The sequence below is a fragment of the Edwardsiella piscicida genome, from assembly GCF_001896205.1.
GTDB classification, from domain to species: Bacteria; Pseudomonadota; Gammaproteobacteria; order Enterobacterales; family Enterobacteriaceae; genus Edwardsiella; species Edwardsiella piscicida.
Genome location: NZ_MPNU01000001.1, coordinates 985,142 through 998,860 on the forward strand (window position 1 = coordinate 985,142; position 13,719 = coordinate 998,860).

10 protein-coding genes and 1 pseudogene are annotated in these 13,719 nt (G+C 45.7%); all 11 read left to right on the forward strand.

Going from position 1 to position 13,719, the window contains the following annotated elements; translation table 11 throughout:
* Nucleotides 1-93 precede the first annotated feature (93 nt).
* The 11 genes and pseudogenes from BRD58_RS04465 to BRD58_RS04515 all read left to right on the forward strand — a co-directional run bounded on the left by BRD58_RS04465 (nucleotide 94) and on the right by BRD58_RS04515 (nucleotide 13,404).
* Nucleotides 94-1,899, forward strand: coding sequence for a lytic transglycosylase domain-containing protein (locus BRD58_RS04465; protein WP_073381746.1), 1,806 nt, complete (start codon nucleotides 94-96; stop codon nucleotides 1,897-1,899).
* Nucleotides 1,900-2,172: 273 nt separating this feature from the next.
* Entirely contained in the window at nucleotides 2,173-3,573 is a 1,401-nt protein-coding gene (locus BRD58_RS04470; RefSeq protein ID WP_073381749.1) for a DNA circularization protein, read from the forward strand.
* Nucleotides 3,570-4,655 carry a phage baseplate assembly protein gene (locus BRD58_RS04475; RefSeq protein WP_073381751.1) on the forward strand — a complete coding sequence of 362 codons (1,086 nt, stop codon included), beginning with the start codon at nucleotides 3,570-3,572 and terminating at the stop codon, nucleotides 4,653-4,655. Before BRD58_RS04470 ends, BRD58_RS04475 begins: the two co-directional genes overlap by 4 nt.
* Entirely contained in the window at nucleotides 4,652-5,236 is a 585-nt protein-coding gene (locus tag BRD58_RS04480; protein WP_073381754.1) for a phage baseplate assembly protein domain-containing protein, read from the forward strand. Before BRD58_RS04475 ends, BRD58_RS04480 begins: the two co-directional genes overlap by 4 nt.
* On the forward strand, nucleotides 5,233-5,670 hold the full coding sequence (locus BRD58_RS04485; protein WP_073381757.1) for a phage GP46 family protein: 438 nt from the start codon (nucleotides 5,233-5,235) through the stop codon (nucleotides 5,668-5,670). Before BRD58_RS04480 ends, BRD58_RS04485 begins: the two co-directional genes overlap by 4 nt.
* A gap of 1 nt (nucleotide 5,671) precedes the next feature.
* On the forward strand, nucleotides 5,672-6,814 hold the full coding sequence (locus BRD58_RS04490) for a baseplate J/gp47 family protein (RefSeq protein WP_073381759.1): 1,143 nt from the start codon (nucleotides 5,672-5,674) through the stop codon (nucleotides 6,812-6,814).
* Nucleotides 6,811-7,404, forward strand: a complete 594-nt coding sequence (locus BRD58_RS04495; RefSeq protein ID WP_073381762.1) for a YmfQ family protein — start codon at nucleotides 6,811-6,813, stop codon at nucleotides 7,402-7,404. Before BRD58_RS04490 ends, BRD58_RS04495 begins: the two co-directional genes overlap by 4 nt.
* A gap of 56 nt (nucleotides 7,405-7,460) precedes the next feature.
* Nucleotides 7,461-8,561: a hypothetical protein gene (locus BRD58_RS18320; protein ID WP_321970048.1), complete on the forward strand. Its 1,101-nt coding sequence runs from the start codon at nucleotides 7,461-7,463 to the stop codon at nucleotides 8,559-8,561.
* Nucleotides 8,561-9,142 carry a tail fiber assembly protein gene (locus BRD58_RS04505; RefSeq protein WP_073381765.1) on the forward strand — a complete coding sequence of 194 codons (582 nt, stop codon included), beginning with the start codon at nucleotides 8,561-8,563 and terminating at the stop codon, nucleotides 9,140-9,142. The genes BRD58_RS18320 and BRD58_RS04505 overlap by 1 nt, the downstream gene beginning before the upstream one ends.
* A 366-nt stretch (nucleotides 9,143-9,508) precedes the next feature.
* A pseudogene (locus BRD58_RS04510) lies at nucleotides 9,509-10,681 on the forward strand (tyrosine-type recombinase/integrase).
* Entirely contained in the window at nucleotides 10,678-13,404 is a 2,727-nt protein-coding gene (locus tag BRD58_RS04515; RefSeq protein WP_073381768.1) for an SIR2 family protein, read from the forward strand. Before BRD58_RS04510 ends, BRD58_RS04515 begins: the two are co-directional and overlap by 4 nt.
* The last annotated feature ends 315 nt before the right edge of the window (nucleotides 13,405-13,719 follow it).

Here is a 13,719-nt window from a genome sequence, read left to right on the forward strand (position 1 = left end):
CAGAGGATAGGGCATGGGGGATGACTCATGCCCGATTGAAATGGTGGGTAGTCCAGGCATCCCGTATCAACAAACTCAGGAAACCTGAAGACGATGAGTAATGTCTTTGATTTTGAGGTGGTGGCTAACGATCAGGTCAGTGATGCTATTGACCGCATTAACGAGGCCATCCGTGCTCTTGATCCTAAGCTCGATAAAACGAGAGAGGGGCTTCAGTTAGGTGGCCAGGAGACGGTTGATGGGTTGAATGGCTTTATCTCGCGTTTTGAAAATTTGTCTAAAGCGGCCAGGGATAATGTGCAGCTTATAGGGGATATGGTTCCTCCCTTGAAAATGGTAGGGGAGATATCTGGTAAGTTGGGTTCATTGGGCATTGTCGGTGCTGTCGGGTACGGGCTTAAACAGGTTGCTTATGGCTTTCGTGAAGCGTCCAGAGAGGCATATAACCTGGACGTTTCCGCGAAAAATGCGGGTATGCGTGTTGAAGATTTTTCCCGTCTATCTGGAGCTATGCGGATCCTCGGTGCCGATAGTGAAAGCGCCAATACGTCTATTGGCGGGATGGCGAAGACGCTGAAAGAAGCTGCCAGTGGTGCTAATGGGCAAGTTCTTGGTGCCCTTGCACAGATCGGCGTCCAGATACAGAAAAATAATGATGGTTCTGTTGATACGTTAAAAACGTTACAGGATATCGCTCGTGTGTTTCCTACATTGCGTCCTGAGCAGCAGAAGTCAGTTGCTGATGCTCTTGGGCTCACGCCTGACATGTTGGCGTTAATGCGCGAAGGTGAGCGCATGAAAATGCTCCTGGCTAAATCTGATGAGTTTGGGCTGACAATCGATCCTGATCTTAATAAAGAGCTTGGTGACATCAACGGAACGATGAACGAACTCAGTGCCTCCTGGGATGGTTTGTGGCAGCGATCAAAGAATAAGGCGCTGAAAGCTTTGCTCTCTGATGGATCAGTGAAAGATGGGCTGGAGGGGGTTACTGATCTTCTCACCAACCGCGATCTGACTGGATTATCACATGCGGCCGGTTTTGTTAGCACTGAAAATGCAAATAAAATACGAAAAATACAAGGGAATAAAGAATTTTATAATAGCCTTCCTTGGAATGATAAGGCGATGGTTAATGCGGGTCTTATGACCGATGGTGTTAAAAAACAATATGATTCGCACTATCGAGCAACGGACCTTTCTCAACAGTTGCAAGGGGATATAGCAACTATCAGCCGCCAATCTATTTCTAGGAGAAATTATTCACCATATAACCAGGGTGACCAGTATGATGATCTCCTCAATGAGGCTGGCAGGAAATACAGTGTTGATCCTCGCCTGTTGAGGGCCATTATGACCCAGGAATCAGGAGGAAATCCGCAGGCTATCAGCAGGGCCGGGGCAAAAGGGCTGATGCAAATTATGCCGTCTAATTTCAAATCGACCGGCGTTACTGATTGGGCCAACCCGCGGCAGAACATAATGGCTGGCGCGCAAATCTTGTCTGAGAATCTGAACAATTCAGGCGGGAATGTCCCATTGGCGCTTCGTTATTACAACGGCGGGTACGATACCCGCCGTTGGGGGAAAGATAATCAGGCTTACCCTGGTGCTGTTCTCGGGCATTACCAACGCATCATTAATGATGAAACACGGCAGCGAGATGCACTCCCTGACAGTCCTGTTAATGAGCGCCCAGCAAGCGCAGGTATCATCCAGCCAGTTCAGAAGGGCGCAGAATCAGGACAGGTCCTGACCGACAATCTCACCCGCTCATTCAAGAGTGCCATGGAGGAGCAAAAGTTGAAGCTCGAGATTACCATGGTTAACGATAAGGGGGAGCGTAAGACTTATAATGTGGAAAACAACGGTAGGATCACAACACCATTACCTTACTAAGTATTTTATGACTAGTATCGGTTAAGAACGTTTTGAGGTGGAATTGTACAGCCTACAGCTAAAAAGCTGAATATTATTTCATTGATTTGGTGTTGTCAGTAAATTCAGTTGATATATATTTATCAGATGCTGTTTATGTTGTTTTTCCAACAAAAGATGTTCCTGCAATAAAAAATAAAGCGAGAGGTTTAAATTCTGCGATGTAGTATTTATATCACTCTCGCGTGAGTTATTGACCGCCTTTTCGGCGGTTTTTTATTTTCTGGAGCTATAATGCCAATTATTCAGGATGCAATTACCTCCCTGATGGGGGGCGGTGCCAGTGATGACTGGCAGAGCAAACTGCGCGCCAGTTCGTTTCGCGGGGTTCCGTTTGCCATAGTGATGGAGGAGGGTAGCCATGGGCGTCGTCAGGCCGTGCATGAGTATCCTTATCGTAATTCCGCCTGGATTGAGGACCTTGGGCGTGGAGTCCGCCGTTTTGTGCTTCGTGGATTTATTATCCAGAACAGTCAGGTATATGGTGGAGGGGATGTTATCATCCAGCGCCAGTCATTGATTGCTGCCTGTGAAACAAAGGGAAGCGGTACGTTGGTTCACCCGACGCTCGGTGAATTAACCGTTTCAATTCCAGAGAATGGTTTGCGCATTTCCGGTTCACAAGAAAATGGAAGGGTGTTTGAGTTCACCCTAATGGCTATTGAGTCAGGGCTTAAAGTATTCGCTATCACGGACAGTACCACGGCAGGTGACACGGTAAATACTAACTACCTGAAGTTGGTTAGCACGACGATTACCAGTACGATCGCCAGAATAAAGGGTGAAATCCGCGGTGTTATACAGGCTATTAATACGATCAAAGGTACCGTCGCGTTCTGGACTAGCATGGTGGACAGCACCATCAGTGAAGTCACAAATCTCAGTAACGTCCTGAACTCCACCTTTGGAAATACCCGATATGGTCGCTATAACAAGGGTGGTGTCGGGGGGAGTGCTTCTGCTATTTCCGGCCATGTGTCCACTGGGGATACGGGTGATAATCATGCTCTCGCGAATCAGGTGACTGCGCAATCGGTGATGGACCGGAAAAATATAACCGATACAGTGGAACACCTCAACAACGCCTCGGCCCCAGATGACTTTGTGCAGGGGATCGCCGATGTTGTGAATGCCATCATTGCCAGCGCCGGCAGTATGAATGACCGGATTTCAGCTTTGGAGAAACTGGCCAATGCCATTAGTACGGAATACCAGCAATCCGACAGCAGCAAGGCGATATCATCTACTATAAATACACTGATCGTTGTGCTGTGTTCGGGGGCCATGACCCGCGCAGCTGCCGATGCCAGCCCGACCAGCCGCGATGAGGCTGAAGCGATAATGCAGCGGGTCTCTGTTCAACTGGATACGGCGCTGATACTGGCTGGAGACCGTGCTGAAGATGATATGTATGGGGGCCTGCTTGCCGTCGGATCTTCATTTCTGGCCACGATGAATGACCGCGCATCTGGATTGAGCGAGCTGATTCAGGTCACGATGGCTCAGCCTCTTCCTGCGCTGACGCTGGCTAACCGGCTGTATCAGGATGCCACCCGTGCGGATGAACTGGTACAGGAAGCGCGCGTTCCACATCCGGCGTTTATGCCGACAACCATGAAGGTACTGAGACAATGAGCGCAGACAGCGATCAGGACGCCGTCTCGCTGACAGTCGGCGGTAAAGTTATTGAGGGGTGGGATTCTGTCCGGGTGACCCGTGGTATCGAACGCTTCCCCTCCGATTTCGATCTCGAACTGATGGATTACTTCCCCGGCAATGATGATCGCCAACTTGTGGAGGAGGGGATGCCATGTTCAGTCCGTATCGGGAATGATCTGACACTGACGGGATATGTGGATGACTGGGAGTCGTCAATATCGCGTTCTCGCCACGAGGTGCGCGCGACAGGGAGAAGCAAATGCCAGGATCTGGTGGATTGCTCCGCCGAGTGGCCCAATAACGTCATCAATGGCGGTAATGCGCTGGAAATCGCCATGCGGCTGGCGTCGTATTACGGCATCAGTGTCTCGGCGGATGTTAGTGACTTGATTAAGGTTCCTCAGTTCACGCTTAACTGGGGGGAGTCACCGCAGGAGATTATCGAGCGGGTAGCGCGTTGGTCAGCCCTGCTTTATTACGACCAGCCCGATGGAAACCTGCTGCTGACCCGCGTCGGTACGCGTCGTGCCGCCAGCGGTATTGCCGAGGGTGTGAACGTTGAACAGGCATATTACCGCAAATCGATGGCTGACAGGTTCTCTGACTACGTTGGCGTTTCGATGGGTATCTCCCCAATAGCCGGTTATTCGCCGGATACAGCGTATGATGCCGTAACCCTAGCGACAGCGGGGGATCCGGAAGCTGCCCGCATGCGCTACCGAAAGCATATTTCCATTATTGAAAGTACGATGATGGCATCACAACAGGCACAACGCGCTATCGACTGGGAAATGAATCGCCGATATGGTCGCTCAAAGTCGCTAACCGTGACGATAGATTCCTGGCGGGATGAGGGCGGTGAGCTGTGGGAGCCTAATACCCTTATCCCGGTGAATATACCGACATTCCACCTACTGGATACCGAGTTGTTGCTGGCCGATGTCACTTACATGCGAGATGACAACGGGACGCATGCGCGCATGACACTGATGCCGCCGGAAGCGTTCGCTGTTCAGCCATACGCCTTCTACCAGCAGCTTGCGGGGTTTAATACATGAATCAGCTATTCAGGCGAACGGCCGCCCGGATCTCTGGCATGCTGGGCATTGGCCGGGTAACCGTGCAGAAGGACGGCGGTGTTGTGCAGACCCTTCAGTACCAGACGCCGCTTGAAGTTGCCAGCGCGCCGCGGCTTGCCGAGTTTGGCTTTTCCTCCGGGCTGCCGAAAGGCACCGATGTGGTTCTGGCCTTTATTGGAGGTGACCGCTCAAGTCCGGTGGTCATCGCCACGAATCACCAGGGATTCCGGCGTACTGGGCTGAAAGATGGCGAAACCGTTATCTACAGCCAGTGGGGGCAGGAGGTGCTGTTGACCAAAGATGGGGTATTTGTCGACGCGAAGGGCAAGGATGTAGAAGTCAACAACGCCACAAACGTGACCATTAATGCCAGCGAGGGGATTCTGGCAAACACCCCACTTCTGAGATGCACCGGCGATATTGTGGACAATTGCGAAACCAACAGCAGAACGCTGAAAGACCTGCGGGAGGCACACAATGACCACTATCACCTGGTTAAAAATACCCAGAGAGGCAATGACGATATCTACAGTGAAAAAACCGATGAGGTGGCGACATGAGTGACATTGCCTCTTTCTGGAGTGTGGATGAGATGGTTGCCGACTGGAAGGCAGGCCCTGGAGCGCTCACTACAGGGTACGATTTACAGACCGCGATATTGGATAGCTTGTTTACCGACCGGCTGGCGCGCGCGGATGATAATTATGAAGACAACGATCGCCGTGGCTGGTGGGGGGATTCAGGTGATGAATCGCAGCTCGGCTCCCGGCTGTGGTTACTCCGAAGGCAGAAACTGACGACTGACGTGGCGAAAAGAGCGGAGGAATATGCGCGCGAGGCCCTTGCCTGGCTTAAGGATGATGGCGTGGTCAGCGATGTTATCCCTGCTGCGCAGATCGTCATGCCGAACCGCCTGAACCTCATTATCCGGTATCTGGCGCCGGGTAAAGACTGGCAAGAATTCAGGTTTTACTGGATATGGGAGCAACGCTAATATGCCGTTTAAACGACCTACACTCAGCGAACTGCGTGACGGAAACCGGAAGTTTATGCAGGTGGAGTTGGAGGGTATTGGCGCGCTACTGCGCTTCGCGAACCTGAAAGTTCTCGCCGACATGGATGCCGGGATGGGGCATCTGCACTATGCCTACTTAGACTATATTGCCCTGCAGACCACTCCGTTCACTTCTACCGATGAGTTCCTGGCGGGGTGGATGGCTATGAAGCAGGTTTTCCGTAAACCAGCCATGGCCGCGAAGTCACCATCGGCACAGGCCACCGGTGCCGCTGGAATCATAATTCCGGCTGGCACGATCCTGAACCGTGGCGACGGTTACCAGTACCGCACAGATTCAGAGCTAAAAACCCAGGCAGATGGATCTGGTGTCGTACCAGTGACTGCCATACTGCCTGACATTACCAGTGATGTAACAGGCGGAGGGGCACGCGGCAATGCTGATGCAGGGACCATGCTGACCTTAGACGCCAATATTTCCGGCGTGGATCCGCAGGTAACGTTATTGTCTGCTGCAACCGGTGGGGCCGACATTGAAGGTGAAGACGAATTCCGCCGACGTGGCCTACTGGCGTGGCAGAGTCCGCCACAGGGCGGCAGCGATACTGATTATAAAAAATGGGCGCTTGAGCTGCCTAGCGTGACCCGTGCGTGGGTAAAACGGCGCCTGAACGGGGGAGGAACTGTCGGGGTGTATATCATGTGTGACCGGAATGCCAACGGAGGGTTTCCAGTCGGTACTGACGGAATATCGCAATTGGAGGAGTGGGGGGCTGTCAGGGCTACCGGGGACCAGTTGGCTGTAGCCGATCACATCTATCCGCGGCAGACTGACACAGCCATCGTTTTTGTGTGCTCCCCGACCCCGAAAATCATCGACGTCGAAATTGCAGGGATCAAGGATGCTGACAGCACCACTGTACAGGGCATCAGGGATGCGCTCGCCGCGTTGTTTTTTGAAGAGGCCAATCCTGATGGCTCCGGGAAGGTCTATCTCTCGGATATCAACAGGAGCATTGGGGATGTTAACGGAACGACGGGTTATATCCTGAATTCTCCGACCGCCAATATTACGTTTGCAGTTGGCGAAATTCCGGAGTTGGGTGAGGTGCGCTTTGTATGAGCCTCTTTTCGAAAGATGATTACGCCAGTGCACTGGGGGCGCTACTGCCCACCGGCATGGCGTGGCCTAGGGAGTCAAAAACAGTTCAGTCGGCGGTTCTGCGCGCTATGGGAAGATCATTCCAGCGTTCGGATGACGATGCGGTAAATCTCATCTCCGGGGCATTTCCGCCCACTGCGACCAGCATGCTTCCCGAGTGGGAGGCTACGCTTGGTCTTCCAGATGACTGTGTTATTGGTGAAGTCGATAGTGTTAGCGATCGTCAGCGCATGGTGGTGGCAAAGCTAATTAGTACCGGCGGCCTGAACCGCGATTACTACATCCATATTGCCGAAACGCTGGGGTATGTGATTACCATCACACAGTTTCGCCCCTCGATGTGTGGTATGTCAGCGTGTGGTGATGCCCTGAACGGTGATGAATGGCCTTTTGTCTGGCGGATCAACGCTCCAGAAACCACCATTAAGTATGCGTTGTCTGGTGCTTCATATTGTGGGGATCCCCTATCCTCATGGGGAAATAAACAATTAGAGTGTGCGCTCACTAAAATTGCCCCATCTCATTTGTATCTTATTTTTAGTTACGCATAACCAATTGTAATACAGAATGTTTTGTGTTTTATCGCTTAATATAGTGAGGATGATTTATGCTCAGAATCGGGCAAGTTGAACCTACAGCAACATCAAGTGGCCAGTATACAGATGGCAATGTTGCTGGTGGCATCGCTGCAACACGACTGCGGGCCGCCGCTTTTAATGCCATACAAGAAGAGTTGGCTAACATCGTAGAGTCAGCTGGAATAACCCTCTCTCCTGATGATTCGACCCAGGTGCTTATGGCATTAAGAAAAATATTCCTGAGCCGTAAAAATCCATTTGGAGATATTAATTCAGATGGGGATGATGCTATAGCTATTGCTATCGCAAACCTTAAATTGAATAAAACTGTTGATCTCGCTAGCAATGCGCTCTCTAAGAAGTTTGTCAAAATTTTGTCTAGTGGTGACTTTTCCAGTTGCTCTATCTCAGGAATATATCAGGTATCCATCACAGACCCTGCATCTATATCTGATTTCCCTAATTTTGCTGGTGCTCCGCTTTATAACTATGGAGTGATGTATGTTGCTTCTGATGGTGGTGTAATATCACAAACATATATCTCACATATTGGGCAGGTAGCTGTTAGAACAAAGTGGAGTGACCAACCACAGTTTAAACCTTGGGCTGTCCAGTACAGCGCTGTTTGTGAGCCTGTAACATTTAAATATGGCTCTCCGCTTATTGGCTCTCTTATCCCATGGAGCCGTTCTCAAATGCCACATGAGATCTGGCCAGACTGTGGCATGGAGTTTATTCCGTGGATGGCACAATCTTTTGATCCATTAAAATACCCTCTATTGCATGATCTTTTTCCCAGTAACACACTTCCTGTTGATATGCGTGGATATACAGACCGCGGATGGGACAACAGTCGAGGCATCGACCCTGGAAGGGGATTACTGTCTGTTCAAGAGGACGCGCTGCAAAATGTAACTGGAACCTTTAAGTGTAATTCATGGCGCGATGGTCCTGTAAGTGCTACGGGTGCTCTTTATAATGGAGGGAGCGAGTCCGGTGGATCACCAAATAATGCAGCAAACAATGCGCAGGTTTTAGGGTTTGATATGTCTCGGGCTCCCGGTGTACGCACATCGACAGAAACGCGAATGAAGAACGTTGCTTGGAACATGATTGTGAGGGCGAAATAATGTTTGATACAAATGGCAACGCAAAAGAAACCACTGTTGTTACTGTTTATGGATATTCAATTGAAACGATGGAATTTACCGGCAGATACGATGTTAGGGTTTTGGAAGGAACCGGAATACCTGGACACTCTACGCTGTTAACACCTCCAGAAGTCACGTATGGCAAATCTATTATTTTTAATGGCATTCATTGGGAATACATAGATGATCACAGGGGGGATACTGTGTATTCAACGTCAACTGGTGAGTCATCGCAAGTCACGTATCTTGGTGACATAAAGCCAGGATATACCCTGATAAAGCCAAGCACACCATACGATGCGTGGGATGGTACAGCATGGGTTACCGATCTCAATGCTCAGCATGCTGCTAATGTGGAACTTGCTGATCAGAAAAAGAGCCTCCTACTGAGTGAAGCTCAAGAGAAGATTGGCTTGTGGCAGACGGAGCTGCAACTCGGCATGATTACCGATAGCGATAAAGCTGCTCTGATTACCTGGATGACCTACATCAAGGCGGTTCAGGCAGTTGATACCTCGGCGGCTCCTGATATCGCATGGCCGCCAAAGCCGGCTGGTTGAGTGATTGGGGTGGGGCATGGACGCCCTAAAATGTGGGACAGTTCTGGGACTACCATCCGTTGGACTGTGGTTTCATGGCTTATCAACCTTTCGCATTTGGGACGGTGTGAGCGCGGCATAGTGCGGTAATTGCTTGTGTTAAAATGTGATTCTTAGAATTCGTAATGCGAAGGTCGTAGGTTCGACTCCTATTATCGGCACCATCTCAACTTACTCAAACGTCCATACTCATCCATAAAAACCCTGATTTATAACGATTTTACTGCTTTTTAGTCCATCGTCGTCCGTAACCATCCAGTAGAATCCGATACGGAATGTGTATAGGATTGTGTATATGTTCCTGTTCGGTCTTGGATTCCTATACTCATGCCTTTAAACGATATGCAGATTCGCCGCGCTAAGCCTGAAGATAAACCCTATACGCTTGGGGATGGGCAAGGCTTGTCATTGCTTATAGAACCTCATGGAAGCAAGAGCTAGCGGTTCCATTATCGTTTTGCCGGTAAACCCAAAATGATCTCCCTTGGTGTTTATCCAATCATAACACTTGCCGATGCGCGTTCCCGTCGTGATGAAGCTAGAAAACTTGTGGCGGAAGGAAAGAACCCTAGCGAGGTTCGAAAAGAGCAAAAGCTGGCTCTGCAAACAGAGTCAGAGAACGCCTTCGAAAAGATAGCCACAGAGTGGCACCAAATGAAGTCTGCTAAATGGTCGGAAGGATATGCCTCTGACATCATGGAAGCGTTTCAGAACGATATTTTTCCTTACGTGGGTACGAGACCAATAGGCGAAATCAAACCGCTAGAACTGCTTAACGTGCTACGAAAAATTGAAAAGCGCGGTGCATTAGAAAAAATGCGCAAAGTTCGGCAGCGATGCTCCGAAGTGTTTCGCTACGCAATTGCAACGGGTCGGGCGGAGTACAATCCTGCAGCTGATCTCTCCAGTGCCATCGAAGTACATCAATCCAATCATTTTCCGTTCCTGAAAGCTGATGAGATACCCGATTTTCTGCGTGCTTTAGACAGTTATACAGGAAGTCGGCTTATCCAGATCGCTACTAAATTACTGATGATTACGGGTGTAAGAACCATCGAACTACGTGCGGCATTGTGGTCAGAGTTTGATCTGGATAACGCTATTTGGGAAATTCCTGCTGAAAGGATGAAAATGCGTAGGGCGCACCTTGTGCCATTATCGACTCAAGCGTTAGATTTACTTAATGAACTCAAGATCATATCAGGGAACTATCGTTATGTTTTTCCAGGGCGGAACGATCCGAACAAACCTATGAGTGAAGCAAGCATTAACCAAACTATCAAACGATTAGGTTATGATGGAAAGCTAACAGGACATGGATTTAGACATATGATGTCCACGTTGTTACATGAAAAAGGTTTTGATTCAGTATGGATTGAAACCCAACTAGCGCACGTTGATAAGAATAGTATACGTGGAACATACAACCACGCTTTATATATTGAGAGGCGTGCAAATATGTTGCAATGGTATTCCGACTATTTATGGAATGTAAAATGAGCATAAACAATAAACACATTGATACTATCTTAAATGCTGTTGATGAAGATTCACTTGCAATATTTGTTGGTGCTGGCGTTTCAAAATCGTCTGAAAATGAAATAATAAAATTACCCAGCTGGGGCGATCTAATTGAAGAGTTAAAAGCAGAGTTAAATATTGATTATGAAGTTGACTACTTAAAAATTGCGCAATTATATTTCTTAGAGTTCGGGGAACACTTGTATTATAAAAAAATAAAGTCATTTTTCCCTTCAGATATACCTCCTTCAAAAATACATAAGCTGATTTTTGAAGTTAACCCTCATGTCGTCATAACAACAAATTGGGATTGTATACTTGAAAGTGTTATTCGTGATAATGCTTATATTTATGGCTTGGTCGCAAACGATAAAGATTTAATGAAATCTAGTTTAGATAAAAAATTAATTAAAATGCACGGAGATTTCTCAAATCATAACATCGTGTTCAAAGAAGATGACTATATAAACTACGAATTTAACTTCCCATTAGTTTCAAATTATATTAAGAGCATTTTATCTACACATACCGTCTTGTTTCTTGGGTACTCTTATAATGATTTTGATATTAAGCAAATTATCAAATGGACTCAGAATCATTCAAATGTTAGGCCACCAATGTTCTTAGTGGTTTTCAAAGCAGATCCTGCTCAATCTAAATATTTGCTAAGTCATGGAATTACAACCATAGTATTAGATGATAAATCTGCGGTAGATCACTTCAATAATTACTATACCAGTCAGTTATATAATTTTTTGCTGTTAATTAAAAACAAAAATATCTCCAATGTTTCGCCTAACAATATAATTAAGCAAGTTCATAATAGATTGTTGCCCCTAAATACACTTGAGGGAATACTTGCAGAGCAGGTGATCAAAAGTTTGACTAATTGTGGTTTGATTTACACCAACATGGATGGTAAACCTCGCGCATTTTTGTATTTTTATACTAAAGAAGTAACGATTGATTTTAATGAAAGTTTGAGAGGTATTTACTCACAATTTGTGATGGTTGTAAAAAACAATGACGAAAAAGAAAATAAATACATTACTAATAAGTTAGAACCTATTTTTAATATATTAAAAAAGGCAGATATAAGTGGGATAATTATAGATGAAAAGAAAGAAAATGCTGTAGTGTTTAGTGAGGGCAATGATAGTGAATTGAATAATATTCATTTTGATTTTAACTATGAAAAGGAATTTGATTATACTAGAAAAGGCAGGTCATCAATTAACCTTACATATGACCGCATTGATCCATATGTATTCTATCAAAATGGACACAATGAATTAGCATACATGGCATCAGAAGATCTTATATCTTATGATCTAAAACTTAAAAATTATGCTTCACTTCTGCTTACCCTATTTAATCAAAATGTTATCCTGCATCAGTTGAAATATGGTTTTTCGACGAATGATAAATATAATGAAATCGAGTCGAATAATATTCTTGAGATTTTTGAAGGATTTCCTAGAAAAATAAGGCGTTCAGTGTCGATGGTTTTAGAGTTAGTTAATTTCAATTATCTCTTCAATTTTAATTATACTATTGACTCACTTCTGATAAAAGCTAAGGATAGGAGAAATAGTAATAGTTTGTTCTCTTGGGATTCAGAGGAATTTAAACCTGAATTTTTGCATATGAATTTAGTTAATTTTGTAATGAAGAATGGATTCTTGATTGACGTATATAAAGAGTTTCGATATGCCATTAATAAATTTATCCAAATAATCATCACTAAGCAAAAGAAAGAAGATAGAATAACTTTGAAAAAGGAAGAGTTGTTTTCTTGCATAAAGTATATTGAAATCAAAAAACTACGTGAATACTTTAAAAATATCAGAAACAGGAGCTACTTGTCATTAGATGTATGTGATGATGATGCTCGATGGTTAGTAGATCGTGTTTTTATAAATTTAACAGAGTCGTATATTACTGACAATAAATTTTACAGTAAGAGTGATGATTATATTGTTAAGCTGTTGTTTTTAATTTCGAATTCAAAAGAAATTGAAAACCATAAAAGCATTGTTTACGACATGGTTATTAAGTTGCTAAGCCACAATGCTAACTCTATTCAGCTAATTGAGGCTATAGACGATTTCATTACTTTAGGTTTTAATAGACTGCTATTAGAATATAATAAGGATTTCGTAGAAAAAGTGGTTATATTGATAGTTGCTAAGTTAGCTGAGGGGAGAATAAATGGCTCCGAAAGAATAGCGTTTATAACAAAAGGAGTTCAAAATATTTTCTTGGTCGCTAAAGAATTAAAAATAACGTATAAAGATAAAGATATGGCAAAAGCATTAGTGATGCAATTATCAAACATGAAAGATGATGATAAAGCTCGTTCTATAGAAACTATTATATATGAGTTATATTTGATCGCTAACGCTCCAGTAAAAAATATACTTGTTGAATATGTTAAATTAATTCCATTATCAAAACTGAATCCTAATAAAAAATTACGGCTTGGATTATTTTTAATGGCATCTGGGATCGCACCAGCTGATTCATCACTTGCCAAAGATGCTGAAAATTCAATGGGACAATTTAGTAAGTGTAAATATTCAACAGAAGCTCTTGCATATGAGGATGTTTTGAGGTTCTTGGTCGAGAAAAAAGGCATGGAAGATTATTTGCCTGCTCTTAGTAAAATAGAGAGTATTACTAAGAAATTTGAGATCTCATAACAAGCATTAAAAAGAGAAAATTAAATTCTTTCTTAGTGCTAGCGCGCAATGCTATCCCCGCCTCGCCTGCCCGCTTCATGGGGCGCTTTTAATGCAGGTGCATGAGATGACGCAGGGCGCGCCAGGACTGGCGCGGCGAGGGTTAGAAAATATCGTAAGGCGCATGCAAAACCATGCACGCTATGCATGCATGGCTTTTTAGAGAAAAAATGCGGGGATTTACGGCGATTTTTTTATGCCGGGCGCTGCTGTTCCAGTGCGATTTTTCGGTGCATAAATTTCAGGTTTTCGGCAGGCGTCGTGCGGCTGATGGCA

What these genes read in the sequence shown, in the direction of transcription:
- BRD58_RS04495 (WP_073381762.1), top strand. Translation starts at nt 6,811, where the DNA reads ATGAGCCTCTTTTCGAAAGATGATTACGCCAGTGCACTGGGGGCGCTA.
- BRD58_RS04515 (WP_073381768.1), top strand. Translation starts at nt 10,678, where the DNA reads ATGAGCATAAACAATAAACACATTGATACTATCTTAAATGCTGTTGAT.
- BRD58_RS04475 (WP_073381751.1), top strand. Translation starts at nt 3,570, where the DNA reads ATGAGCGCAGACAGCGATCAGGACGCCGTCTCGCTGACAGTCGGCGGT.
- BRD58_RS04485 (WP_073381757.1), top strand. Translation starts at nt 5,233, where the DNA reads ATGAGTGACATTGCCTCTTTCTGGAGTGTGGATGAGATGGTTGCCGAC.
- BRD58_RS18320 (WP_321970048.1), top strand. Translation starts at nt 7,461, where the DNA reads ATGCTCAGAATCGGGCAAGTTGAACCTACAGCAACATCAAGTGGCCAG.
- BRD58_RS04480 (WP_073381754.1), top strand. Translation starts at nt 4,652, where the DNA reads ATGAATCAGCTATTCAGGCGAACGGCCGCCCGGATCTCTGGCATGCTG.
- BRD58_RS04465 (WP_073381746.1), top strand. Translation starts at nt 94, where the DNA reads ATGAGTAATGTCTTTGATTTTGAGGTGGTGGCTAACGATCAGGTCAGT.
- BRD58_RS04470 (WP_073381749.1), top strand. Translation starts at nt 2,173, where the DNA reads ATGCCAATTATTCAGGATGCAATTACCTCCCTGATGGGGGGCGGTGCC.
- BRD58_RS04490 (WP_073381759.1), top strand. Translation starts at nt 5,672, where the DNA reads ATGCCGTTTAAACGACCTACACTCAGCGAACTGCGTGACGGAAACCGG.
- BRD58_RS04505 (WP_073381765.1), top strand. Translation starts at nt 8,561, where the DNA reads ATGTTTGATACAAATGGCAACGCAAAAGAAACCACTGTTGTTACTGTT.